Here is a 24,596-nt window from a genome sequence, read left to right as displayed (position 1 = left end):
GGGTTCTGACTACGACGTAGATCCCTGTCCCACAGGGGATTTTTTTGTCAGTGAGTACGCGTCAGGTACAAAAAAAACGGCCACTGTCAGGGCCGTTTTTTTGTGAGTTTTTTTACTGCGGGTCTATGTTGTCCAGTGCCTTATTCACCGCAAGTTCGCCGAGCATGATTATCTGCGCAATACCCAGCCGCGCATTGCGATGCGGACTGTCCAGAAACCCCGCAGGGTCACTGGCCATGATGCTGGCCGACGCCAGGGATTCGCAGGCGTGGGCCAACAGGGATTCAGTATTGATGTCGGGAACGATGGCGAACATCGTGCTGGGTTGGCGCGGGGTTACCGGGTCTTTCGGGGAATTGAGATGGTAATCCAGCGCACGGTCGGCGGCTTCGTGAAGCTTTTTGGGGTCGGCGCAATCGTAGGGGGAAACGTTGTCAGTGTGTGGGGGATTTGGCGTTGGTTTGATCACCGTGATGCTCCTTGATTAATGGAGCCGCCACGAATCGCTGCGAAACGAAGAAGGTGGCAGCTGTGCGCAGGTTCGCAGACCGGGAATCAAGGAACCCGGCAGACCCGAAAGTCTCCCGCGCACAGCCGCCATAACGCAATGCAGTAGACGAAAAAAAGCGCCAACTGAAAGGAAACGGTGGCGCAGAGCGCCTTGATTGATCCAGGCTGCGAAACCCGATCGCTGAATTGGCAGCGACCCGACAACGATAGAGTCAGGGTCCAAGGCGCACAAGCCGGCGGATTCTGGCGTAGTTGTAGACAACGACGCAAGGTGGTGTAGCTTTCAGGAAGATACGCCGAAGGCTTTTAAACATAGCCCTCGAAACAGCAAACAGCCCCTGTGGGAGCGGACTTCCACAGTTGGATTCGGTGCATCTGAAAGAGATTGGTTGGTTGTCAGGCCGGCATCGCCAGCAGGCTGGCTCCCACAGTGGATCGGCGTACACCCATGCTTTTCACCACTCCACAGGCCAAGCGTTAGCTCGCCTGCCGCTCTTGATCTTGATCCACCCGCCCCAGTACACCCGCACGATCAAATCAGGCAGGCTCGGGAATATCCAGCGACTCCGACATGAACTGACTGATCCGCGAGCGCAACCAGCGCTCCGCCGGATCATTGTCGTGCACGCCGCTCCAGGCCATCGACAACTGCGCCGCTTCAATCTCGAACGGCGGATCTTCAGCGCGCAGACCGCATCCCTCCACCAACGCACATGCCGCATAATCCGGCACCGTGGCAATCATCTCGGTGCCGGCAAGCAACGCACGCAAGCCACTGAACTGCGGCACGCCGAGCACCACGCGGCGGTGACGCCCGACCTTGGCCAGGTCCAGGTCGATGTTGCCGCTCAGATCGCCGGAAAACGACACCATCGCATGCGGTCGCTCACAGTACTCGTCCAGCGTCAGCGGCCCTGGCTGGGTGTCGCCGCGCAACACCTTGCAGGGAATGTCGCGCAGTTTCTTGCGCTTGGCATTCGCCGGCAGATCCGTGGTGTAGCTCACGCCTACGGAAATCTCTCCGGACGCCAGCAACGCCGGCATCAACAGGTAATTGGCGCGACGCACCACGACCACAATCCCCGGCGCCTCTTCCTGCAACCGGCGCAACAACGGCGGAAACAAACCGAACTCGGCATCGTCCGACAGCCCGATGCGAAACACATCGCAACTGCTGGCCGGATCGAACTCCTTGGCCCGGCTGACCGCACCGGAAATCACGTCCATCGCCGGTTGCAGCTCCTTGAGAATCGCCAGCGCCCGGGCCGTTGGCTCCATGGCGCGGCCATTGCGCAACAGCAATGGATCGTCGAACAGATCGCGCAACCGGCCAAGGGCGGCACTCACCGCCGGCTGACCCATGAACAGTTTTTCCGCGACGCGGGTCAGGTTTTTCTCGAACATCAGCGCCTCGAAAATCACCAGCAAATTCATGTCGACGCGGCGCAGATCGTTTCGGTTCATAGGCACGGGTTCCTTGTGTATTGAGCCAGGCGCGAGGCTGACGATGGTGTCTGACTTTACTCAAGACTGCCTGCACCCACCATGGAATTAACAACGTTTAACTCGCACGCCAGAGCCTTCGGATTCAAGAATGAAGCCTACCGACACGGACATTCGCCATGGCTCACTTCCAGCAAAACGCCGCTCGCGCGACAGTCACTGAAGCGCCAAAAAAATGCGCCGGCGGCCTCAGCCCCCAGCGCGAACGGTTGGTGAAACAACTGATCCTCGAACGCCTCGGCGACAGCCTGGAGGTGACCGAACTGGCCCAGGCTTGCGCCCTCTCCCGCAGCCATTTCTCCCGCGCCTTCAAATCCAGCACCGGCCTCTCGCCTCAAGAGTGGATTCGCCAGCAACGCATCGCCCGCGCCAAGCTGTTGATCCGGCACACGGACCAGAGCCTCACGCAAATCAGCCTGGAATGCGGCTTTTGCGATCAGGCGCACTTCTGCCACATGTTTACCCGCAGCGAAGGCATCAATCCGTTTGCCTGGCGGTGCCGGGTCATGCGGGACAGCCCAAGCGAGCCTGCTCGCGATGGGGCCAACACATTCAACCTGGATGTCGTCTGCCAGTCAGTCATCGCGAGCAGGCTCGCTCCTACAAGGGGTCGAGTGCTGCTTCAGCCCAACGGAACCAGCCGCTCCAACGCCTCGGCCACCCCGCGCCCATAGCGAGTTTTTCCAGCAACCAGATGTCTTGCAACAGCGCCGGAGCGCGTGGGCCGGGGCCCATCAACCCTTGAGAAACGCCAGCAAATCGGCGTTGAGCTGATCCTTGTGGGTATCAGTCAAGCCATGGGGCGCACCGGGGTAGACCTTCAGCGTAGAACCTTTCACCAGTGCTGCCGACGCGATGCCCGCCGCTTCGTATGGCACTACCTGATCGGCGTCGCCATGCACCACCAGCGTGGGGATGTCGAACTTTTTCAAGTCTTCAGTGAAGTCAGTTTCCGAGAACGCCTTGATGCAGTCATAGGCATTCTTGTGACCGGCCATCATGCCTTGCATCCAGAACCAGTCGATCATGCCCTGGGATGGTTTGGCGCCCGGTTTGTTGAAGCCGAAGAACGGACCGCTGGCGAGGTCGATGTACAGTTGCGAGCGGTCCACCAGCGATGCCTGGCGAATGCCGTCGAATACGTCGACAGGCAGGCCGCCGGGGTTGGCTGCGGTCTTGAGCATCAGCGGCGGCACTGCGGAAATCAACCCGGCCTTGGCCACTCGGCGGGTGCCATGACGACCGATGTAACGCGCCACTTCGCCGCCACCGGTGGAGAAACCGAACAGCACGGCGTCTTGCAGATCGAGTCGTTCGATCAACTGCGCCAGATCGTCGGCGTAATGGTCCATGTCGTTGCCCGACCACGGCTGGCTGGAGCGCCCATGGCCGCGACGGTCATGGGCGATGACCCGGTAACCCTGGTCGGCGAGGAAGACCATCTGCGATTCCCAACTGTCGGCATTCAACGGCCAGCCGTGACTGAAGACAATCGGCTGACCGGTGCCCCAGTCCTTGTAGTAAATCTCGGTGCCATCGCGGGTGGTGAACGTGCTCATGGGACGTGCTCCTTAACGTGGGGGTTGGGGGTGAATCAATCGGCTGTGGGGCGCATTCGTTCGGCCAGTCGCGCGACCCGTTCGCCCAAATGCGCGGCGGTGCAACGGTCCTCAAAGGGCGGGGCGAAATCGGGGGACTGCTCGACGTTGGACTGAGCCATGGCGCCCAGCGAGCTGCCGAGCCTATTCATTTGCCCGTCGAACCGTCCGGTGGCGGAGCGTGCCGGCAGCACGTCGAGCCCGACCCAGATCATCGAATGCTGAGCGGCGAACACCGCCATCTGCAGCAAGGTGTTGAGTTTGTCGCCGCACAGGCAGCCCGAATTGGTAAAGCCGGCAGCCAGTTTGTCGCGCCACGGTTGGGCCAGGTAGAAGGACGCCGTGGCTTCCATGAATGCCTTGAAGGCGGCCGAAGCACTGCCCATGTACGTCGGCGCCCCGAAAATGATCGCGTCAGCCTGGTGCAGGCAGTCCCAGTGTTCGTCCACGTCCTCGACCGCAATCAGCCGGCAGGCGCTGCCGGGATGTCGTTGCACACCCTGGGCCACGGCTTCGGCCAAGACCCGGGTGTGCCCGTAGCCACTGTGATAGATCACCACCACGTTGCTCATCCCGGTGTCCTTGCGATGGGTTAAACCTTCTGTAGAAGCAGAGTGTTGGGCGCTGAGCGGACGCACGACGAGTTAAACGTTGTTAATTTTCCTCAGCACGTTTAAAGCCCTTCCCACCCCTTTTCCGACGCCGCGTCCAACAAATACGCAACCCACCGACTATGCTGGGAAACCGGCAGTCGCAGCGGACACCCGGCAGTCAGCCGGCCGCTGCATTGCGCTCGGCAAACAACCTGAGGAATATGCTCGAAAACCGCGATCCAGACGGATGCAACCAGGAGCGACCCGTTGACCCTTGCCCTCGAACAGGCTGTGCACTTCGGCCCCTACAGGATCTACCCCGGACAACGCCTGGTAATGGAGGCCGACCAGCCCCTGCGCCTGGGTCGACGGGCCATGGACATCCTGTTGATCCTGCTGGAACACGCCGGGAACGTGGTCAGCAAGCAGCAACTGATCGCTGAAGTCTGGCCTGACAGCGTAGTCGAAGAAATCAACCTGCGGGTGCACATGGCGGCCCTGCGCAAGGCCCTCGGCGACGGCCAGACCGGCCAGCGCTACATCGTCACGGTGGCCCAGCGCGGGTACAGCTTTGTCGCGCCGTATTCGCTGGAGCACGTTGAACAGCACCCGGCAGGCGACCCGGTTGAATCGAACGGTCACAACCTGCCCCTGCGTCATACCCGCCTGATCGGCCGCCAGGCGCTGGTCGACAATCTGGTGACGCAACTGCCGCGCCAGCGCTTCATCACTCTGGTCGGCCCCGGCGGTATCGGCAAGACCACTGTGGCCCTGCGCGTCGCCGAACAACTGATCGGCCGCTACCGCGACGGCATTCGCCTGCTGGACCTGGCGCCGATCACCGACCCGTTGATGATCGCCAGCCACTTGACCACGCTGCTGGGCCTGTCCCTGCACGACAGCGAACCACTGAACGGGCTCGCCCTGTTCCTGTGCGAGCGACAGATGCTGCTGGTCATCGACAATTGCGAACACCTGATCGACAGCGTGGCGCTGCTGTGTGAAAACCTGCTGCGTGGCGCGCCGCACGTGCACATTCTGGCGACCAGCCGCGAGAGCCTGCGAGCCGAGGGCGAGTTCGTCCAGCGCCTGGAATCGCTGGACTGCCCTCCTCCGATTGCCGTGCTTGACCGCGCTCAGGCCCTGAGTTTTTCCGCGTTGCAGTTGTTCGTCGAGCGAGCCATGGCCAGTCATGACAGCTTCGAACTGCACGATGCCCAATTACCTCTGGTCATCGACATCTGCCGGCGCCTCGACGGGATTCCACTGGCGCTGGAACTGGCCGCCGCGCAAGTCGCCAGCCTTGGCCTCGACGGTTTGCTCGCGCAATTGCACGACAGTTTTCGCCTGCTCACCCACAGCAGCCAGACGACCCTCGCCCGCCATCAAACGCTGCACGCCACGCTGGACTGGAGCTTCGAGTTACTCAACGCCTGCGAACGGACCTGCTTGCGCCGACTGGGCGTGTTCCGCGGTGGCTTTACCCTGGCGTCGGCGGCGGCGGTGATCGTCGGCGAACACATTGAGCCCGGCGAGGTATTTGGTTCGATCACGCAACTGGTGGCCAAATCCCTGTTGAGCGTGGACGTCGGTGATGAAGAGGTGTTCTACCGCCTGCTCGACACCACCCGCCGCTACGCCCTGGAAAAACTCGAACAGACCACGGAACTGCCCGGCACTCGCGAACGCCACGCGCGGCGTTGCCTGGCCCTGATGCAGCAGGCGCAACACGATTGGGAGTTGATTCCGACAGCACTGTGGATCGAGCGTTACGCCCGAGGCCTGGAAGACATTCGCGCGGCCCTCGATTGGGGCTTGAATGCGCGGGAGCCGCAGGCGCTGGCGATCCGGTTGGCGGCGGCCTCCACACCGCTCTGGCAAGAACTGTCATTGCTTCGCGAACACGGTGGTTTTGTGCGCAAGGCCCTGGCCCTGCTCGATGCGGCCGCCGAGCCTTGCCCGCGCTTGAAAATGTCCCTGAAACTGGCCCTGGGCAGTGCCTGCTACCACGCCCAGGGCGGCAGCGCTGAAACCGTCGGCGCGTTCGTCACCGCCAGAACCCTGGCCAAAGAGTGCAATGACCTGGTCGGCGAATTACGCGCCGTCTCCGGGCACATGGCGGTCAATCTCTGCTGCGGCCATTATCAAATGGCCCTGGAACAGAGCCAGCAATTCGACCGTTTGAGCCTGCAGGGCGACCCCGTGCTGTCGCTGAGTACCCATCGCCTGCGAGTGCTGGCGTTGCATTTTGCCGGGGATCAGCAACGCGCCAGGCAACATGCCGAAGAAGTGATCCAGCGCATGGCCCACAGCGGCCATCTCAACCGTTTCACCCACGGTTTTGGCGTGCAATACGACCAGAGCGTCGCCGCCCTGACCATCCTCGCACGCATCCTCTGGCTTCGAGGCCAACCTGAGCAGGCGTGGCGCACGGCCCGACAGGCATTGGACATTGCCCTGCAGATCAACCACGGCACCTCGATCTGCTACACCCTGGCGCTCTCGGGCTGCCTGATCGCCCACTACAACGGCAACACCCGCACCGCCCGCGAGTTGCTGCAGCTGCTGCTGGAACAGGCGCAGAAACATTCGGTGCAGCTGTTCTACAACTGGGCGCAACACTACGCGCAGGTCATCGATCGTGCCGCTGCGCCGCGCTATCCGGGCGTCGGCCTGATCAAGGAAATCATGGTCACGCTGGACACCGCGTTCGTCGATGATGATTTGCTGCAACGCGCCGACGGCGGTGCCGCTGGCTGGAGCACCGCAGAGATTCTGCGGGCTCGTGCCGATGCGTTGCTGGCCGCCGATTGCCCGGTAAAAAACTGCGTTGCCGAAACCGTGCTGATCAAGGCGATCAACGTGGCGAAATCCCAGGGTGCACTGGCCTTCGAACTGCGCAGCGCCACTTCGCTGGCGCGGCTTTGGCAGCGTCAGGGCCACTACCGCCAGGCCCTTACGCTACTGGCGCCGATCCACCAGCGCTTCACCGAAGGCCATGCCACGCCCGACTTGAAGGCCGTACGACGCTTGCTCGACGAGTTACAGAACTACGTGCCGGTCTGACGGTCGCTGCGTATGAGTAATGTAACCGGCATAGCGCATTTCAACCGTGCGCAACGCGCCACTGTGTTCGAGTTTTTCCAGGGCATAACTGCGAGTGGTGTTGAGGAAGCGGAAGCGACTCACGCCGTTGCCCTGTTCCAGTGACAACAGCGACTTGAGCACAAGACTGTCCATCACGCCGGTCAGGCTCGCCGGCAGCAATGTGGCGCAACTGACCACGCCCATCGCCGCGTCCAGGGTGAACGCCGACTTGAACACCGCCAGGCGCTGTAACACGGTTTGCTCGACCGGGCTCAGTCGTTCGTAGCTCCAGTCGAGCGCGGCCTTGAGGGTCTGGTGTCGCGGGACGGCTGTGCGCCGCCCCTGGGTCAGCAGTTGAAAACAGTTGTCCAGTTGCGCTTGCAACCCCACCAGCGCCAGCGCATCGATCTGCGCCGCCGCCAGTTCGATCGCCAGGGGCAAGCCATCGAGGCGTCGACAGATTTCGCGCACAGCCTTGAGGTCCTGTTCGCGCAGGGCAAACCCTTGTTGACGAGCCTGGGCACGGCTGACGAACAGCTGCACCGCCGAGTAACCCATGAACTCGTCGATGCTGCGTATCGCCGACAACGGCGGCACCACCAGCGGCGGCAACGGCAGGCGTGTTTCGCCGGTCGCCAGCAGCGGCTCACGGCTGGTAACCAGAATCGACAGGCGTGGCGCCGAAGTCAGCAGCGCTTCGATCAGGGTCCGGCAGCGTTCCAGCAAGTGTTCGCAGTTATCGAGGATCAATAACGCATGCCATTGCCCGAGCGCCTCCAGGGTGGTGCCGATGTTCAAGTCCAGGGTTCGCGTGAGGTGATCGACCAACTGCGCCGGGTCATCGATCATGGCCAGGTCCACCCGCCACACGCCGTCTCGATAATGCTGCAACAACAGTTCGCCGACCCGCAGCGCGACGGTGGTCTTGCCGATGCCGCACGGCCCGACCAGGGTCATGAAACGCCGCATCGGCAATTGCCGCACGAGACTGCCGACCAGCGCATCGCGTCCGGTGACCGGGGTCAGCCGCGCTGGCAGGTTGTGTTGGGGCTTGTGCAGGTTTTCGAGCGAGATCGGCGTGAACTCCGATGCCTGCTGCACCGGCGCGACAAAGCTGTAGCCGCGCTGGGGAATGTTGACGATGTAGCAATGGCCGTTCTGCCCGTCGCGAAAGGCCCGCCGCAGGGCGGCAATGTGCACCCGCAGGTTGATCTCCTCGACCACCGAGCGCGGCCAGACCTGTGCGATCAGTTCCTCTTTGCCGACCACCGAGCCCGCGTGCTCGACCAGCACCTGCAAGATATCCAGCGCCCGTCCGCCCAACCGCAGCGGTTGATCGCCCTCCAGAACCAGTCGCTGATTCAGGTGGAACGCGTAGGGGCCGAAGCGCAGCACCGTGTCGCTGTGTAAATCTCTAATGCTATTCATGCACGTTCACCCGCCGGGAGCCTGCTCGGCACGCGAGTCCATCCAGGCTCCGTACCTTCCTTGCAATGAGTTCTCGGCTATCTTGGCAGGCCTCAGTGACGGTACAACTGCCACGGGGGGAGCGTCCCGGCCATAACGGTGCGCACAACGGCCAAGGGCGCTAGCTGAACTGCTCGCGGTACTGGGTCGGGGTCAGGCCGAGCTTTTCACTGAACAGAAAACGCATGTGCCGCACGCTGCCGAAGCCGCTCTTGAAGGCCACGGTCTTGAGCGGCAACTCCGTGGTTTCCAGCAGGTTGCGGGCGCTATCGATTCGCGCACTTTGCAGAAACTCCATGGGCGTCATGCCCACTTCACGGGCGAAAACCCTGGCGAAGTGACGCGGGCTCATGGCGGCCAGACCGGCCATGCGCTCTATGCCGAAGGTTTCGTCGAGGTGTTCGAGTACATGGTTCTGCACCCGGGTGATCGCCGTTTCGTGAGGCGCCACCGCCGCCATCAACGGACTGAACTGCGCCTGTCCGCCCTGGCGTTTCATCACCACCAGCAACACCTTGGCCACGTCCTGGGCGACTTTCTTGCCATGGTCCCGAGCCACCACCGACAACGCCAGGTCGATCCCGGCCGTGACGCCGCCGGAGGTAATCAGGTTGCGGTCCTGAATGAAGATCTGGTCGGTCTCGACGGTGGCCGTCGGGAACGCCTTGATCAGCCGCTCGGTGTAATGCCAGTGCGTGGTCACGCGATAGCCGTCGAGCAATCCCGCATGCCCCAACACGAAGGCCCCGGTGCAGATCGAACCATAACCGGCGGACCGGCCGACGTTGTGCCTGAGCCAGTCGAGCAGCGGCGGATGTGTTTCGTTGTAGGCACCCGGTCCACCGGGCACCAGCAACAGGTCATAGCCGTCGCAGGCCTGATCGATGTGCACATCGGCGTGCACGCTCACCCCGTTGGACGCCCGCAACGCACCGGGCTCGGTGCCGATGGTCGACAGCACATAGTGATCGTCGGGTTTCAGGTAACGGTTGGCGATGGAAAACACCTCCATCGGCCCGGCCATGTCGAGCAGGAGGAAGTTAGGGAACAGCACCATTGCCACGGTTTTCATGGGTTGGACATCACTGGTTCGGGTCATGAATTATGGCGAAGTATGCCTTAAACATCGGTGATTCATTTCACAAACAACTGTCAACCTAAGCGAGACAGTATTTCAATTTTCATCTTCTTTTTGCACCAACCAGTAACCATTAACCTTCTCCCCACTCGGACGAATCAACGTCCCCGCAGGAGAATCCATCATGCTGACCCTTCGCAAAGCTTCTGATCGTGGCATGGCCAACCATGGCTGGTTGAAGTCGTTCCACACCTTTTCCTTCGCCAACTACCGCAACCCGAAAGAGCAGGGTTTTTCCGACCTGCTGGTGATCAACGATGACCGCGTCGCCGCCGGCAAAGGTTTCGGCCAGCACCCGCACCGCGACATGGAGATTTTTTCCTATGTGCTCGAAGGTGCGCTGGAACACAAGGACACCCTGGGCACCGGTTCGGTGATCCGCCCCGGCGACGTGCAGTTGATGAGTGCCGGCAGCGGCGTGGCGCACAGTGAATACAATCACTCGGACAAACGGCCCGTGCACTTCCTGCAAATCTGGATCGTGCCGGAAGTCAGTGGCGCCAAACCGCGCTATCAGCAAGAGCACTTCAGCACGCAGAAGAAACGCGGTCGCCTGCAACTGATCATCTCGCCCGACGGCGCCAAGGGTTCGCTGAAGGTTCGTCAGGATGCGCGGGTGTATGCCGCCCTGATCGACGGCAAGGAAAGCGCCACCCTGGAACTGGCCGCCAACCGCTACGCCTACGTGCATGTGGCGAGGGGCAGTGTCGAACTCAACGGCCAGCCGTTGCAGGAAGGCGATGGTGTGCGGGTTCGCAAGGAACAGTTGCTGACGTTGAGCAACGGTGTGGACGCTGAAGTGTTGGTGTTTGACCTGCGCCCGCAAGAGCTGCCGGAAATGCCGTAACTGAAAAGATCGCAGCCTCGCTTCACTCGACAGCTCCTACAGGTTCTCACTCATTCCTGTAGGAGCTGTCGAGTGAAGCGAGGCTGCGATCTTTATTCACCGGTACCGGAAAACCCCGCCACAATCTCGTCTATCACCGCCCGCACCCTCGCGGTATGCCGCAGGTCCGCATGGGTCACCAGCCACACGTCATACGGCATCGGTCGCGTACGTTCCGGCCACAGCCTGACCAGCCCGTCCCTCTCACCCACGTACAGCGGAATCTCCCCGATCCCGATCCCCGCAGCAATCGACCGTCGCACCAGCAAACTGGAACTCAGGCTCGAAACAATCCGCCCGCGCCCCAGCGACTCGCCGACCAGCGTCATGTCCTTGCCACTTTGCAAGTACGGCTGATACACCACCAGATCATGCCCCTCGAACCCCGATCCGGGTTCCGGGATGCCATGCGCATCGACGTAGGCTTGCGAAGCAAACAGACCCAACGGCCAACGAGCGATCCGCCGGGCGATCAGGTCCGGGTTTTCCGGCCGGGTATTGCGCACCGCGATGTCGGCCTCGCGCTTGGCCAGGCTGAGGATTTGCGTCGAGGCGTCCAGTTGCACCCGCACGTCCGGGTGTTGCTGATGCAGACGGGCGATGGCCGGGATCAGGAAGTCGATGGCCAGGGAATCGGTGGTGGTGACCCGCACGGTGCCCGTCAACCGATCATCCAGCCCCTGAATACGCCGCTCCAGCTCCAGCGCCGAATGCTCCATTTTCTCCACGGATTTCAATGCTGCTTCACCGACTGCCGTCAGTGCGTACCCCTCGGAAGTACGCAAAAACAGCGTCGCGTTCAACGACTTTTCCAGCGCAGTGATGCGCCGGCCGACTGTCGCCTGATCCACCCCCAGCACCCGTGCCGCGCCCCTGAGCGTTGACTCGCGACACACCGCGAGAAACACCCGTGCGTCATCCCAATTCATTGGGTTCTCCTAGTGATGCATTTACGCATCAAGATAGCGCGAAATCGCTGCGTTATTGCAACGCGAGATCTGGATAATCTGAGGGCCAGAGAAATTCCTACAGGAGAGCGCTCATGCTCAGCCCCTCGACCACTCCACGCAAAGGGATCTGGCTGCCAATCTTTGCCGGCCTGTGCGCCAGCCTGGTCAGTATTGGCCTGGCGCGTTTTGCCTACACGCCGTTGATTCCCTCGCTGATCCAGGCCCACTGGTTTTCCGCCAGCGACGTGGTGTACCTCGGCGCCGCCAACCTGGTGGGTTACTTGATCGGCGCGCTGATCGGTCATCCATTGGCGCGGCGCACGTCAAACAAAACCGCATTGCGCCTGATGATGCTGGCAGCGACCCTGGCGTTTTTCGCTTGTGCCTTTCCGCTGTCGGTGAGTTGGTTTTTCGGCTGGCGCCTGCTGTCCGGCATTGCCGGTGGCGCGATTATGGTGCTGGTGGCGGCAACGGTACTGCCACACGTCCCGGCGTCGCGCAAAGGACTGGCCAGTGGTGCAATTTTTCTTGGGATCGGGATGGGTATCGCCGGGTCGGGGACGATCGTGCCGCCACTGTTGAGCCTGGGCTTGCAGCAAACCTGGCTTGGCCTTGGCGTGCTGGCACTGATCCTGACGGCGGTCAGCTGGTTCGGCTGGCCCCCAGCAGCGCGCCATACGACGACGCTCACCGATGCCACGCCGACGTCGATCAACCCGAAGGTCTACCTGCTGTTTGCCCAATACGCGCTCATGGCGGCCGGTCTGGTGCCGGCCATGGTGTTCCTGGTGGATTACGTGGCCCGTGGGCTCGGTGCCGGGCAACATGTCGGCGGCCTGATCTGGGTCATGTACGGGCTCGGCGCCATTCTCGGGCCGGTCAGCTACGGCTTTCTGGCCGATCGACTGGGCGCACAGGTGAGCATTCGCCTGGTGCTGGTGGTGCAAGCAATTACCCTCGGTCTGCTGTCGATTTGCAGCGCTTTCGTGGCGCTGGCATTGCTGGCGGTGATCCTCGGCTCGTTCCCGCCAGGCATCGTGCCGCTGGGGCTGGCCCGGGTTCATGAACTGATCCCCGAGCATCATCAACAACAAATCGCCTGGGGCCGCGCCACCGTATCGTTCGCCACTTTCCAGGCCATCGCCGGGTTCGCCTACTCGGCGCTGTTCAACGCCAGCGGCGGGCATCATGGATTGATGTTTGTGATTGCGGCGGGGGCGATTGTTCTGGCGCTGTTGCTGGAATTGGCGGTGCGTTTGCCGGTCCGTCGTAATCCACTCATTGCGATGAGCCGCCCTTGAAGATCAAAAGATCGCAGCCTTCGGCAGCTCCTACGGGGATACGCATTCCATGTAGGAGCTGTCGAGTGAAACGAGGCTGCGATCTTTTGATTCTGCGCGCCAAGGCGCGGTCCCATTTATCGAACACTTTGCAAAGAGGTATATGAAATGAGTTTGCCTAAAACCATGACCCGGATCGAAATCACCCAACCCGGTGCCCCCGAAGTCCTGCAACCGCGTCAGGTCCCCGTGCCCACGGCGGGTGCCGGTGAAGTGCTGATCCACGTGCACGCCGCCGGGGTCAATCGCCCGGATGTGCTGCAACGCGCCGGCAAGTACCCGATGAAACCCGGCATGAACCCGATCCCGGGGCTGGAAGTGGCCGGTGAAGTGGTGGCCGTCGGCGCCGGTGTCAGCGAGTTCGTCGTCGGCGACAAAGTCTGTGCGCTGACTAACGGCGGCGGGTACGCGCAGTATTGCGTGGTTCCGGCCAGCCAGACATTGCCGATTCCCGCAGGCATGGACTGGCTACAGGCTGCGGCGATCCCGGAAACGTTCTTCACCGTATGGGCCAACCTTTTCGAAATGGGCGGCGCCCGCAAAGGTCTGCGTGCGTTGATCCACGGTGGCACCAGCGGCATCGGCACCACCGCACTGATGCTCTGCCGCGAGTTTGGAATCGAGGCCTTCGCAACCGCGGGCAGCGCAGACAAATGTGCAGTGATTGGCCAACTGGGGGCCGAAGCGATCAGCTACCGCGAGCAGGACTTCGCCCAAGTCATTGCGGAAAAAACCGCGGGGCGCGGCGTCGATGTCGTGCTCGACATCATGGGCGGTTCGTACCTGAATCAGAATATCGCGGCATTGGGAATGGAAGGCCGGCTGGTGATGCTGGGGTTCCTCGGTGGCGCGGTGGCCAAGGAGGTCGATTTACTGGCGATCATGGCCAAACGCGCCATCGTTACCGGCTCGCTGCTGCGCTCGCGCACCCGCGAAGAAAAAGCCGCGATCGCACAACAGCTGCGCGAGTACGTGTGGCCGGTGTTGGCGGCCGGTCGCTGCCTGCCGATGATCGACGAGACTTACCCGCTGACCGATGCATCGCTGGCCCATGCGCGAATGGAGGCCGGCGATCACATCGGCAAAATTGTGTTACGAGTGGACTGATCCCACAGGTCGAAATTTTTCCCTGGCCAAGCACACATCTGCTAAAACGCGAACTTCATGTCTGTGCCCATGGATCACCCGATGCCCTCTGCCCTTCTCACTCGCCTGCGTCGACGCTGGCTGTCGCTGCTGTGCATGGCCGCGCTGGTCGTCGGCCTGCCTGTGAGTTGCGGCGCGCTCAAGTACAAAGAGCGCGAGCTGCTGTTCCGCATCGAACCGGGCACGGCGGGCTGGTATCGCGGTTTACCGCAGGATGTTCAGGCGTTCGACATCAAGCCTGCCGGTTTCAAGGCCGGACAGAACCTGCATGCCTGGTGGTGGCCGGCGGCGCGTAAAGATGCGCCGTCGATTCTCTATCTGCACGGTGTGCGCTGGAACCTCACCGGCCAGGCCTTCCGCATCGAGCAGTTACGCGCCATGGGCTATTCAGTGTTGGCGATTGACTATCGCGGCTTCGGCCAGAGCAAGGGCGATCTGCCGTCGGAAGCCAGCGTCTACGAAGACGCCCGGGCCGCTTGGGAGCGTTTCACGGTGATGCAACCGGATGCCGACAAACGCTTGATCTATGGACACTCACTGGGTGGCGCGGTGGCTATCGATCTGGCAGCAGACCTGGCCGCGCAAGCGAAAAAAGAGCACGTCCCGGTGCCCGTACGCGGCCTGGTGATCGAGTCCACCTTCACCTCGCTGGGCGATGCCGTGGCGGAAGTGGCCGGCAACAACCTGCCGGTGAACTGGCTGCCGGTACGCTGGTTGTTGTCCCAGAAATTCGATTCCATCGATAAGATCGTCGACATCGACATGCCGTTGCTGGTGGTCCATGGCCTGGCCGATCCGTTCATGCCTTCGCGGTTCAGCCAGCAGTTGTTCAATGCCGCCAACCAGCCCAAACGTCTGTTGCTGATCCCCGGCGGGACGCACAACAACAGCATGAGCCTGGGCGGCACTCAATATCGCCAGGCACTGGACGGCCTGATGCGGGCAAAACCGCAGATCGCCGGGCCGACGATCTCACAGGGCTCCCGGGAATCCTGACGCTTAGCGATAACCCCGCGCCTGCAAGTCGAACAACTGCGCATAACGTCCACCGGCCGCGACCAGCGTGTCATGATCACCGCGCTCAAGGATCGCACCCTGATCCAGCACAATGATGTGATCGGCGTTGCGCACGCTGGAAAAACGGTGGGAGATCAGCAGCGTCATCCGGTCCCGTGTGTGTTGACTGAAATGCTCGAACACCGCCGCTTCCGCCGCAGGATCAAGCGCCGAGGTCGGTTCGTCGAGAATCAGGATATCGGCGTTGCGACGCATGTAGGCACGGGACAGTGCGATCTTCTGCCACTGCCCGCCGGACAGTTCCTGTCCTCCGGCAAACCAGCGTCCCAATTGCGTGGCATAACCGCGATCCAGACGCTCGATGAAAGGTGCGGCCATGCCTTCAGCGGCGGCTTGCTGCCAGCGCTGCTCATCGTTGAACGCCAGCGTGTCGCCGACACCGATGTTTTCGCCGACGGAAAACTGGTAGCGAATGTAATCCTGGAAAATCACGCCGATTCGCCGCCGCAATGCGTCTTCGTCCCACGCCTGCAGATCGCTGCCGTCGAGCAAAATGCGCCCCTGATCGGGGCGGTATAACCGCGTCAGCAGCTTGATCAGCGTGGTCTTGCCCGAACCGTTCTCCCCCACCAGCGCCACACTGTGCCCCGGCACAAGGTGCAGATCGATACCTTCCAGCGCGGCGCGGCTGGCGCCCGGATAACGGAAACCGACGTTCTCGAAACGCAGGCCATCGCCGGGAACCGCACCGACGGTGAGATGGCCGGTGTCGGCCACCACAGGCTCGGCCAGGTATTCATAGAGGTTGGACAAATAAAGACCGTCCTCATACAGGCCGCTGATGGCGCTGAGGCTGCTGCTCACCGCCGACTGCCCTTGCTTGAACAGCACCAGGTACATGGTCATCTGGCCAAGGGTGATGTTGCCGTGGACGGTATCGACCACCACCCACGCATACGCGAGATAAAACGCCGAGGTGCCCAACAGTCCCAGGCCAAAACCCCAGCCATCGCGGCGCAAGGTCAGCCGCCGGTCCTCGGCATACAGTCGGGCAAACGTGTCGCGATAGCGCTGCAACAACAGCGGCGCGAACCCGAACAGCTTGACCTCTTTGATGTAGCCCTCATGGGAGAGCAGCGTCTCGATGTAAGTCTGCTGCCGGCTCTCCGGTGCACGTCGGGTGAACAGGCGAAAGGCATCCCCGGAAAAGTGCGCCTCGGCAAAAAATACCGGCAGCGCGCCGACCACCAGCAACACCAGCGCCCACGGCGAAAAATGCACCAGCAATACACCGAAGCTGATCAGCATGATCAGGTTCTGGATCAACCCCAGCGACTTCATCACCAGCGCCAATGGCCGGGTCGAGGCTTCACGCCGTACCCGCACCAGCTTGTCGTAGAACTCGGAATTCTCGAACTGCACCAGCGATAGCGTCTGGGCCTTTTCCAGAATCATCGTGTTGACCTTCTGCCCCAATTGCACACGCAACAGTGACTGCTGGACCGACAGCGCACGCTGGGTGGCGGACAGCAACGCCAACACGCCCGCCTCAAACAACACGTAACGCACCACCGGCCACAATGGCGCACTGCCCTGCTGCGCATGCAATTGCATGGCGAAGACCACCGCGTCGACAATCCGCTGACCCAGCCACGCCGCCAGCGCCGGCAGCACCCCGGCGATCAGGGTTGCCAACACCAGGCCGAGGAACAATCCGCGGGATGTACCCCAGACCAGCAGCAAGGCTCGTCTTGCCTGATCGAGCAGCGTGGTGAAGCGCTCAAAAACCAGGCTCACGCCTCAGACTCCGCCAAAGGCTCAACTCGCTCCCCCTGAAACCGCGCCCGATACCGCCCGGGACTCTCCCCCGTCCACTTTTTGAAGGCGCGATGAAACGCGCTCGGCTCCTGAAAGCCTAACTGCTCGGCGATGTCGCTGATGCTCGCGCGACTTTCTCGCAATTGCTCGAAGGCCACCGCGCGGCGCACTTCGTCCTTGATCTCCTGATAGGAACAACCTTCGCGCTCCAGTTTGCGGCGGAAGGTGCTGGGGCTCAGGTGCTGTTCGAGGGCAAAGGCCTGCAAGGTTGGCCAGTGGCTGTAATGGCTGTTGCGCAGGCGCTGATGCACCTGCGACGCCAGACCATGCTGGTTGCGGAAGCGGATCACCAGCCATTGCGGCGCGGTACGCAGGAAAACTTTGAGCGAGGCCAGGTCCTGGACCACCGGCAGGCGCAGGTAGTGACTGGCGAATTCGATTTCGGTGCGCTCGGCGCCCAAGGTCAGGTTCGGCCCCCAGAGCAAGCGGTCGTCGCTGAGGGACAGCCGCTGGTGGCGAAAGTCTGCGCGGTCGATGGGAATACGCCGGCCACCGAGCCAGCACAACAGACTGATCATCAACACCAGAAACGTTTCTTCGCCGAAACGGCTGGCGTCATCGTTCGCCGCCTGACTGTCCAGGCTGATGACCGCCCGTTTGCCGCGCACGGTCAGCGTGCCGCGAAAGTCGCGCAGGAACAGGGCGAAGTTAGCCAGGCACTGGCGCATGGCCTTGTGCAGATCGGGTTCCTGGATCAACGCACGACAAATCAGCGCGAATGCGCCCGGCGGCATGCCATGGGAGTCGAGCCCGAAAAATTCGTCCTTCAGTTCACGGATCTGGATCAGCCACAACGCCGCGAAGGCGTTGGCCGGCACCCGCGCCGTGGGCTGTTGCACCAACGCCGGATCGATGCCGGCCTGGTCCAGCACGGCCCGCACACGCTGCGGATCGTCGCCCATCCCGTGGATCATTGCCTGCACGAAGTAGGCGGCCACCGAGTCCTTTTCCCGCATGTGAACGCTACTCTCCCGGTCATTTGAAATGGCAAAAAACGCCAGTGCCGTTGAACAGTTTCGGCATAGGACAACCGCCCCGCCGGCTCTAGACTCGCGGCAATAGTACGCCTTCGGCCGCCAACTCGGCCAAGGTATCGCAGGGTTTGAGCGAAAGGACGGCAAGATGAATCTGCAAAACATTGGCGTGATCGGCGCCGGGACCATGGGTAACGGAATTGCGCAGGTCTGCGCCCTGGCCGGCTTCAACGTGACCTTGCTCGACATCTCCGAGAGCGCGTTGCAAAAAGCCGTCGCCACCGTCGGCAAAAACCTTGATCGGCAGATCGCCAAGGAGACCCTGACACCCGATCAGAAAAATGCCGCCCTCGACAAGATTCGCACCAGCACCGATTACAGCAGCTTGCACAACGCGCAACTGGTGATCGAGGCGGCAACTGAAAACCTCGAGCTGAAGCTGCGGGTGCTGCAGCAGATCGCCGCGCAGGTCAGCGCCGACTGCGTGATCGCGTCCAACACGTCGTCGCTGTCGATCACCCAACTCGCCGCCAGCGTCAGCCAGCCCGAGCGTTTCATCGGCCTGCACTTCTTCAACCCGGTGCCGGTGATGGGGTTGATCGAAGTCATTCGCGGCCTGCAAACCAGCGATGCCACCCACGCATTGGCGCTGGACATGGCGACCACGCTGGGCAAAACCGCGATCACCGCCGGCAACCGTCCAGGGTTCGTGGTCAACCGGATTCTGGTGCCGATGATCAATGAAGCGATCCTGGTGTTTCAGGAAGGCCTGGCCAGCGCCGAAGACATCGACGCCGGCATGCGCCTGGGCTGCAACCAGCCTATCGGCCCGCTGGCGTTGGCGGACCTGATCGGCCTCGACACCCTGCTGGCGATCATGCAAGCCTTCTACGACGGCTTCAACGACAGCAAATATCGCCCGGCACCACTGCTCAAGGAAATGGTTGCCGCCGGTTACCTGGGTCGCAAATCGGGGCGCGGCTTCCATGCCTATGCCTGAGCGCTGTTCACGTTTCGCCGAGTACCGGGACAAGGTGCTGGAGTTGTTTGCCAGCAAGGGTTTCGGTCAGGTCGGCATGCGAGAACTCGCCACGTGCCTGGGGCTTTCCCCGGGCTCGCTGTATCACCACTACCCCAGCAAACAGCACTTGCTGCTCGACCTGATCGAAGAGTTCTACGAAGAGCTGCTGGCGGCTCTGGGGCGTATCGAAAAAAAGGCTTCGGCCAAGCGCGATCGGCTCAACAACCTGATTCGCGCTCACTTGAACCTGCACCGCGACATGCCGTGGCATTTTCGCCTGGTGGAGCGCGACAGCGGTTGCCTGAATGAAGAGCAGCAGGCGCGGGTCCGGCAATTGCGCGAGCAGTATGAAGGCCAGTTGCTGGTAATGCTCGGCGCAAGCTCGCGCTTCAGTGAGTCGGGGCAACTGGCGGCCGGCCATGCGATAGCCGCCCTGCTCAACAACGCGCCCAGCTGGCTGACACCCCATGCTTTGGACGAACAAGAGCATGATGAATTGCTGGAAAATCTGGTGAGCGGTGCCATCGAACGCCTGCTGGCACCAAGGCGCGCAAACGAAGCAATGAGCCTCGCCCGGTCTATCGAAAAAACATCTAAAAAAATCCAGGCTCACATCGCGATTTAGCGCTTTGCTTGCCCAGTCAATGTCATCGGAATTCGCCCTCGAACGCGGCGTCCAATCCGGTGTGCCCTTTCAATGACCGGGAGCAAACCATGAAAATCAATCCGTATCTCATCTTCAACGGCGACTGCCGCGCCGCCTTCACGTTTTACCAACAATGCCTGCATGGCAAGCTGGAAGCGATGATGACGTTCGGTGAAACACCCGCCGCCGAGCATGTGCCAAAGGAACATCACGACCTGATCATCCACACCTGCCTGAAAGTTGGCGATCAGATGCTGATGGCTTCGGACACCACGCCCGACCGCCCGACCCCGGGCATGAGCGGCTGCTCGATTTCGCTGAATGTCGACAGCATCGCTGAAGCCGAGCGGGTGTTTAAAGCGCTGTCGGACGGTGGCAACGTCGAGATGCCGCTGGACACCACGTTCTGGGCGGCACGCTTCGGCATGCTGGTCGACCGTTTCGGCGTGTCGTGGATGGTCAACTGCGAAAAGGATCAGTGAAAGCCTGCCTGTTCGACGACGTTAAGCGCTTGAAACAGCCCAACCTTAAAGGGTTGGGCTTTCTGGCAACTCCCGGGCTGTCTGCTACCGTCAACATGCCAGCCGCCGTATACCAGCGGATTGTCCGGAGGAATCCCAACATGCCAGTGTCCTGGTCTGCCCGTGTCAAACTATCGCTATTGGCGGGCGGGCTGACCGCCACCCTGCTCGCACTCAATGGCTGCACGAGTATCGATGCCCAGACCACTGCTTACGTCGGCGTCGAACATCCGGCGCCAACCCTGCCCAGTGAAGTAACCGTGCTGCGCTCCGAACCCCTGCGACCGCATGTTCGATTGGGCGAAGTGCTGATTGACGCCAGCGTCGACCCCGCCCCGCCCATCACGGAGGTGGAAGCGAAACTGCGGGATGAAGCGGCCAAGCTCGGCGGCGATGCCGTGGTGGTGGTCTATGACCATATCGGGCCGGTGGGCGCCTACCTCAACGGGCCGCTGTGGGCTCGGGACGTGCAGACTATCAACGGCCGCAAGCTCAAGGGGATTGTCATCAAGTACAAGAATTAACCTTTCGTCGCAAACTGATCCGTGAGGCGCAATGCACCGCTATGACTGGCTTACGGCTTGCACACGCCGGACTAGCGGCCACAGAACGACATAATTCTGACACGGCAGCACTTCAAACTAACGCTTAAGGACTCCAGCAGTACGCTTGGTCAGTCACCGGAGATGTAACGTGTCAACTCTCAATGAAATCGCAGCGAACCACGCGAGAATGGCCAAGGCAAAAGAAGTCGAGGCAACCGGGCTGAGTGAGCGACAGCTTCAGATAGTGGGTAGTTTTGAAATACCGTCCCTGGAACCGCAACAACAGGTTCCGCTGCACCTCATTGCTGGCGCGCAGGAAAGCAATCTTGGGCAGGCCGTGGGCTTTATGATCTGAAGTGGTGAGATCGCAGGGATCCACCTGGGATGGACCGTCCGCTGCCAGAACCCGGTAGCGGTCATTATCCCTGCCGGCGTGTATGGCAAGTCATCCTGAAGGCCATCCCGATGCCCGTGTTCAGGCGTCCGCGCATACGGATTTCGTTCTATTTCGATGACACGCTGACCTGCCAACTCCACCACTGTGCAGTTGAGAAAAATCGGCTGCCGGCCTGTGTCCACCGTTGGCTGGGTGAGCCTTGCGTATCGGAACACGCTCTCTGACCCGAGAGTTACGTCGCCAAGGCTGCAGTATCTGGGTCTACACGTCGTCGGGTCGCACGCCGTCCTGCATCCGGAAGATGAACGCAGGGTACAGAGAGTCTTGGATGCTGTAGCCGAAATTCAGGTGCAGCTAGCTTGGCAACAACCGCTCAGACACACTGCGCCAGCGCAACAACGCCCGGAAGTTTTTTCCACCTGATTTTTAGCACATCTGAAGTACTTGGATCGCTCGCAGAGAATCACCCCTATGCTTTTGTTCCGGCCCACGTACAAACAAAAACGCCGCTCATTGAGCGGCGTTTTTGCAACAGGCAATGAAGCTCAGCTGTTTGTTACAAGCCTGCGGAGCTGCCGTTCCAGGGGCGGTCTCCCATTTCGTCCTTGATGCGGGTTGGAAGGCCCATCACGTCCAATGCCTTGAGGAACGGCTCAGCCGGCAGTTCCTCGACGTTGGCCATGCGCTGCACGTCCCACTCGCCACGGGCAACCAGCAGCGCTGCGGCCACAGGTGGCACGCCAGCGGTATAGGAGATGCCCTGGCTGTCGGTTTCGGCAAAGGCGTCTTCGTGATCAGCCACGTTGTAGATGAACACCTCGCGCGGTTGTCCATCCTTGATACCCTTGATCAGGTCGCCGATGCAGGTCTTGCCGGTGTAGCCGGGCGCCAGCGAGCTCGGGTCAGGCAGCACGGCCTTGACCACTTTGAGCGGCACCACTTCCAGGCCTTCGGCGGTCTTGACCGGTTGCTCGGAGAGCAGACCCAGGTTGCGCAGCACCGTGAACACATTGATGTAGTGCTCGCCGAAGCTCATCCAGAAACGTACGTTGGGCACGTCGAGGTTTTTCGACAGCGAGTGCACTTCATCGTGGCCGGTCAGGTACAGGTTCTGCGAGCCTACGACCGGCAGGTGATCGGTACGTTTGACCTCGAACATGGTGTTGCTGGTCCACTGACTGTTCTGCCAGCTCCAGACCTGTCCGGTGAACTCGCGGAAATTGATTTCCGGATCGAAATTGGTGGCGAAATACTTGCCATGGGAACCGGCATTGACGTCGAGAATGTCGATCGAATCAATGCGGTCGAAATACTGTTGTTGCGCTAGCGCCGCATAGGCGTTGACCACACCCGGGTCGAAGCCCACACCGAGAATGGCGGTGATGTTCTTCTCCTGGCATTCCTGCAGGTGGTTCCACTCGTAGTTGCCGTACCACGGCGGCGTCTCGCAGACCTTGCCCGGCTCTTCGTGGATGGCGGTGTCCAGGTAAGCCACGCCGGTATCAATGCAGGCGCGCAGCACCGACATGTTGAGGAACGCGGAACCGACGTTGATGACGATCTGCGATCCGGTTTCACGGATAAGCGCCTTGGTGGCCTCGATGTCCAGGGCGTTCAGCGAGAAGGCCTGGATGTCGGCGGGCTGCTTGAGGCTGCCCTTGGCCTTGACGCTGTCGATGATGGCCTGGCATTTGGAGATGTTGCGCGACGCGATAGCAATACGACCAAGTTCGTCGTTGTGCTGCGCGCACTTGTGGGCCACCACCTTGGCGACACCTCCTGCACCAATGATAAGAACGTTCTTTTTCAATTGCTTTACTTCTCCTTTATCTGTCCTTTTCAGGAAAGGCTGGACAGATAGTCTTCAAAATCGAATTGACGAACCACCTCGACAGTACCGTCGAGTTGTTTCACTGCGATGGATGGCATTTTCAGTCCGTTGAACCAGTTCTTCTTGACCATGGTGTAGCCCGCGGTATCGACGAACGACAGGCGGTCGCCGATGGCCAGCGGTTTATCAAACTGATACTCGCCGAAGATGTCTCCGGCCAGGCAAGACTTACCGCACACCATGTAGGTATGCTCGCCGTCGCTCGGCGCCAATTTGGCGTTGAGGCGGTAGATCAGCAGGTCCAGCAAGTGGGCTTCGATGGAGCTGTCCACCACCGCCAGGTGCTTGCCATTGTACAGAGTGTCGAGCACGGTCACTTCCAGCGAGGCACTGTTGGTGATCGCCGCTTCGCCCGGCTCCAGGTAAACCTGCACGCCATACTTCTGCGAGAACGCCTTGAGCCGCGCGCAGAACGCGTCCAGCGCGTAGCCTTCGCCGGTGAAGTGGATGCCGCCGCCCAGGCTCACCCAGTTGACCTTGTGCAGCAGCTCGCCGAAGCGTTCTTCGATGGTGCACAGCATTTGGTCGAACAGGCCGAAATCGCCGTTCTCACAGTTGTTGTGGAACATGAAGCCAGAGATCTGATCGATCACACCTTCGATCTTCACCGGGTCCCACTCGCCCAGGCGGCTGAACGGGCGCGCCGGGTCGGCCAGCAGGTAATCGGAGCTGCTTACTTGCGGGTTGACCCGCAGGCCGCGGACCTTGCCTTGCGAGCGCTCGGCAAAGCGTTGCAGCTGGCTGATGGAGTTAAAGATGATCTTGTCGCTGTTGTCGAGCATCTCTTCGATCTCGTCATCGGCCCAGGCCACGCTGTAGGCGTGGGTCTCGCCTTCGAACTTCTGACGACCGAGCTTGAGCTCGTACAGGGACGACGAGGTGGTGCCGTCCATGTATTGCTGCATCAGGTCGAACACCGACCAGGTCGCGAAGCACTTGAGCGCCAGAAGGGCCTTGGCCCCCGACTGCTCGCGCACATAGGCGATCTTCTGCATGTTGACCAGCAGCTTCTGTTTGTCGATGAGGTAGTACGGCGTCTTGATCATTTCAAGGCCTCCTGCAAGGCCAGCCAAAAAAGGATGGGCATTGTGCCTTCGCTGACTACATATCGAAAGAGCTAGACAGTAAAGATCACTGAGTCTATGTAGCCACGTGATTAGAGAGTCCAGGACGTGACTTATGAATCGCCCCGCGCCTCAAGGAACTGACCGACGCCGGACACACCGTTATCGAAGCAGCCAAGGCCATGGGCATGGAAACAAAACGCCTGTACGCCGTGCACTTACGTCATTTCCGGAATCAGTTCGAAGGGAAAGCGGTCGACCAGATCACAATCCGCATGATTGCGGAGATGCTGGACGCCCTCGCCCCGCGCACGGCAAACCAATGCCGCGCGCTGCTGATCGACATCTTCAACCACGCAGCAGCCAAAGGCCTTTGACCGGACAATCCGGCGCGGGCAGAAGATCGCCAGGCACGCCAGCGAGA

The 24,596-nt window shown here is 61.1% G+C and carries 21 protein-coding genes and 3 pseudogenes; 13 read left to right on the top strand and 11 right to left on the bottom strand.

Annotated elements, in window-relative coordinates:
- Positions 1 to 112: 112 nt before the first annotated feature.
- Both ACNYC6_RS25805 and ACNYC6_RS25800 read right to left on the bottom strand, forming a co-directional pair.
- Complete coding sequence (locus ACNYC6_RS25805; RefSeq protein WP_419709749.1) at positions 113 to 469, bottom strand: DUF6124 family protein; 357 nt, start codon at positions 467 to 469, stop codon at positions 113 to 115.
- A 578-nt stretch (positions 470 to 1,047) separates the two neighbouring features.
- Positions 1,048 to 1,974: a LysR substrate-binding domain-containing protein gene (locus ACNYC6_RS25800; protein WP_419709748.1), complete on the bottom strand. Its 927-nt coding sequence runs from the start codon at positions 1,972 to 1,974 to the stop codon at positions 1,048 to 1,050.
- 158 nt (positions 1,975 to 2,132) lie between these two features.
- Here ACNYC6_RS25800 and ACNYC6_RS25795 point away from each other — a divergent pair.
- A pseudogene (locus ACNYC6_RS25795) lies at positions 2,133 to 2,540 on the top strand (helix-turn-helix domain-containing protein); the annotation flags it as partial.
- 207 nt (positions 2,541 to 2,747) lie between these two features.
- Here the strand turns inward: ACNYC6_RS25795 and ACNYC6_RS25790 are convergent.
- Together ACNYC6_RS25790 and ACNYC6_RS25785 are read right to left on the bottom strand one after the other, a co-directional pair.
- Complete coding sequence (locus ACNYC6_RS25790) at positions 2,748 to 3,572, bottom strand: alpha/beta fold hydrolase (RefSeq protein ID WP_419709747.1); 825 nt, start codon at positions 3,570 to 3,572, stop codon at positions 2,748 to 2,750.
- 35 nt (positions 3,573 to 3,607) lie between these two features.
- Complete coding sequence (locus tag ACNYC6_RS25785) at positions 3,608 to 4,183, bottom strand: flavodoxin family protein (protein WP_419709746.1); 576 nt, start codon at positions 4,181 to 4,183, stop codon at positions 3,608 to 3,610.
- A 288-nt stretch (positions 4,184 to 4,471) separates the two neighbouring features.
- Between ACNYC6_RS25785 and ACNYC6_RS25780 the strand changes: the two genes are divergently transcribed.
- Positions 4,472 to 7,270: an ATP-binding protein gene (locus ACNYC6_RS25780; RefSeq protein WP_419709745.1), complete on the top strand. Its 2,799-nt coding sequence runs from the start codon at positions 4,472 to 4,474 to the stop codon at positions 7,268 to 7,270.
- Here ACNYC6_RS25780 and ACNYC6_RS25775 read toward each other — a convergent pair.
- Both ACNYC6_RS25775 and ACNYC6_RS25770 read right to left on the bottom strand, forming a co-directional pair.
- On the bottom strand, positions 7,247 to 8,719 hold the full coding sequence (locus tag ACNYC6_RS25775) for an ATP-binding protein (RefSeq protein WP_419709744.1): 1,473 nt from the start codon (positions 8,717 to 8,719) through the stop codon (positions 7,247 to 7,249). The genes ACNYC6_RS25780 and ACNYC6_RS25775 overlap by 24 nt on opposite strands.
- Before the next feature lie 160 nt (positions 8,720 to 8,879).
- A complete protein-coding gene (locus ACNYC6_RS25770; RefSeq protein ID WP_419709743.1) occupies positions 8,880 to 9,830 on the bottom strand; it encodes a GlxA family transcriptional regulator in 951 nt (316 codons plus the stop codon).
- A 190-nt stretch (positions 9,831 to 10,020) separates the two neighbouring features.
- Here ACNYC6_RS25770 and ACNYC6_RS25765 point away from each other — a divergent pair, with 190 nt between their 5' ends.
- On the top strand, positions 10,021 to 10,743 hold the full coding sequence (locus ACNYC6_RS25765; protein WP_419709742.1) for a pirin family protein: 723 nt from the start codon (positions 10,021 to 10,023) through the stop codon (positions 10,741 to 10,743).
- A gap of 92 nt (positions 10,744 to 10,835) precedes the next feature.
- Here ACNYC6_RS25765 and ACNYC6_RS25760 read toward each other — a convergent pair whose 3' ends face one another.
- Complete coding sequence (locus tag ACNYC6_RS25760) at positions 10,836 to 11,711, bottom strand: LysR family transcriptional regulator (RefSeq protein WP_419709741.1); 876 nt, start codon at positions 11,709 to 11,711, stop codon at positions 10,836 to 10,838.
- A 113-nt stretch (positions 11,712 to 11,824) separates the two neighbouring features.
- On the opposite strand from ACNYC6_RS25760, the gene ACNYC6_RS25755 reads away from it, so the two are divergent.
- The 3 genes from ACNYC6_RS25755 to ACNYC6_RS25745 all read left to right on the top strand — a co-directional run bounded on the left by ACNYC6_RS25755 (position 11,825) and on the right by ACNYC6_RS25745 (position 15,214).
- Positions 11,825 to 13,033 (top strand): YbfB/YjiJ family MFS transporter, encoded by a 1,209-nt coding sequence (locus ACNYC6_RS25755; RefSeq protein WP_419709740.1) that lies wholly within the window; start codon positions 11,825 to 11,827, stop codon positions 13,031 to 13,033.
- Between the two features lie 147 nt (positions 13,034 to 13,180).
- Complete coding sequence (locus ACNYC6_RS25750; protein ID WP_419709739.1) at positions 13,181 to 14,179, top strand: NAD(P)H-quinone oxidoreductase; 999 nt, start codon at positions 13,181 to 13,183, stop codon at positions 14,177 to 14,179.
- A gap of 81 nt (positions 14,180 to 14,260) precedes the next feature.
- Positions 14,261 to 15,214, top strand: coding sequence for an alpha/beta hydrolase (locus tag ACNYC6_RS25745; protein ID WP_419709738.1), 954 nt, complete (start codon positions 14,261 to 14,263; stop codon positions 15,212 to 15,214).
- 3 nt (positions 15,215 to 15,217) lie between these two features.
- On the opposite strand, the gene ACNYC6_RS25740 is transcribed toward ACNYC6_RS25745, so the two are convergent.
- On the bottom strand, positions 15,218 to 17,032 hold the full coding sequence (locus ACNYC6_RS25740) for an ABC transporter ATP-binding protein (RefSeq protein WP_419709737.1): 1,815 nt from the start codon (positions 17,030 to 17,032) through the stop codon (positions 15,218 to 15,220).
- The gene (locus tag ACNYC6_RS25735) at positions 17,029 to 18,069 is read right to left on the bottom strand and encodes an AraC family transcriptional regulator (RefSeq protein ID WP_419709736.1); all 1,041 of its coding nucleotides are present in this window, start codon (positions 18,067 to 18,069) and stop codon (positions 17,029 to 17,031) included. Before ACNYC6_RS25735 ends, ACNYC6_RS25740 begins: the two co-directional genes overlap by 4 nt.
- Positions 18,070 to 18,235: 166 nt before the next feature.
- Between ACNYC6_RS25735 and ACNYC6_RS25730 the strand changes: the two genes are divergently transcribed.
- From ACNYC6_RS25730 to ACNYC6_RS25705, 6 genes and pseudogenes are all read left to right on the top strand, one after another.
- Positions 18,236 to 19,087, top strand: coding sequence for a 3-hydroxybutyryl-CoA dehydrogenase (locus tag ACNYC6_RS25730; protein ID WP_419709735.1), 852 nt, complete (start codon positions 18,236 to 18,238; stop codon positions 19,085 to 19,087).
- Entirely contained in the window at positions 19,074 to 19,733 is a 660-nt protein-coding gene (locus ACNYC6_RS25725) for a TetR/AcrR family transcriptional regulator (RefSeq protein WP_419709734.1), read from the top strand. Before ACNYC6_RS25730 ends, ACNYC6_RS25725 begins: the two co-directional genes overlap by 14 nt.
- Positions 19,734 to 19,822: 89 nt before the next feature.
- Positions 19,823 to 20,236 (top strand): VOC family protein, encoded by a 414-nt coding sequence (locus ACNYC6_RS25720; protein ID WP_419709733.1) that lies wholly within the window; start codon positions 19,823 to 19,825, stop codon positions 20,234 to 20,236.
- Positions 20,237 to 20,376: 140 nt separating this feature from the next.
- Positions 20,377 to 20,799 carry a hypothetical protein gene (locus ACNYC6_RS25715; RefSeq protein WP_419709732.1) on the top strand — a complete coding sequence of 141 codons (423 nt, stop codon included), beginning with the start codon at positions 20,377 to 20,379 and terminating at the stop codon, positions 20,797 to 20,799.
- Between the two features lie 169 nt (positions 20,800 to 20,968).
- Positions 20,969 to 21,175, top strand: coding sequence for a hypothetical protein (locus ACNYC6_RS25710; RefSeq protein WP_419709731.1), 207 nt, complete (start codon positions 20,969 to 20,971; stop codon positions 21,173 to 21,175).
- A 110-nt stretch (positions 21,176 to 21,285) separates the two neighbouring features.
- Positions 21,286 to 21,518: pseudogene (locus ACNYC6_RS25705) on the top strand (hypothetical protein); the annotation flags it as partial.
- A gap of 255 nt (positions 21,519 to 21,773) precedes the next feature.
- Here the strand turns inward: ACNYC6_RS25705 and ACNYC6_RS25700 are convergent.
- Both ACNYC6_RS25700 and ACNYC6_RS25695 read right to left on the bottom strand, forming a co-directional pair.
- Positions 21,774 to 23,027: a saccharopine dehydrogenase family protein gene (locus ACNYC6_RS25700; protein WP_419709730.1), complete on the bottom strand. Its 1,254-nt coding sequence runs from the start codon at positions 23,025 to 23,027 to the stop codon at positions 21,774 to 21,776.
- Positions 23,028 to 23,056: 29 nt separating this feature from the next.
- On the bottom strand, positions 23,057 to 24,154 hold the full coding sequence (locus tag ACNYC6_RS25695) for a carboxynorspermidine decarboxylase (protein WP_090454561.1): 1,098 nt from the start codon (positions 24,152 to 24,154) through the stop codon (positions 23,057 to 23,059).
- Between the two features lie 212 nt (positions 24,155 to 24,366).
- On the opposite strand from ACNYC6_RS25695, the pseudogene ACNYC6_RS25690 reads away from it, so the two are divergent.
- Positions 24,367 to 24,546 (top strand): annotated as a pseudogene (locus ACNYC6_RS25690) (integrase); the annotation flags it as partial.
- Positions 24,547 to 24,596: the final 50 nt, after the last annotated feature.

The organism is Pseudomonas sp. NFX224, from assembly GCF_048565165.1.
Classification (GTDB): domain Bacteria; phylum Pseudomonadota; class Gammaproteobacteria; order Pseudomonadales; family Pseudomonadaceae; genus Aquipseudomonas.
This window is presented reverse-complemented; position numbering and strand designations above follow the sequence as displayed.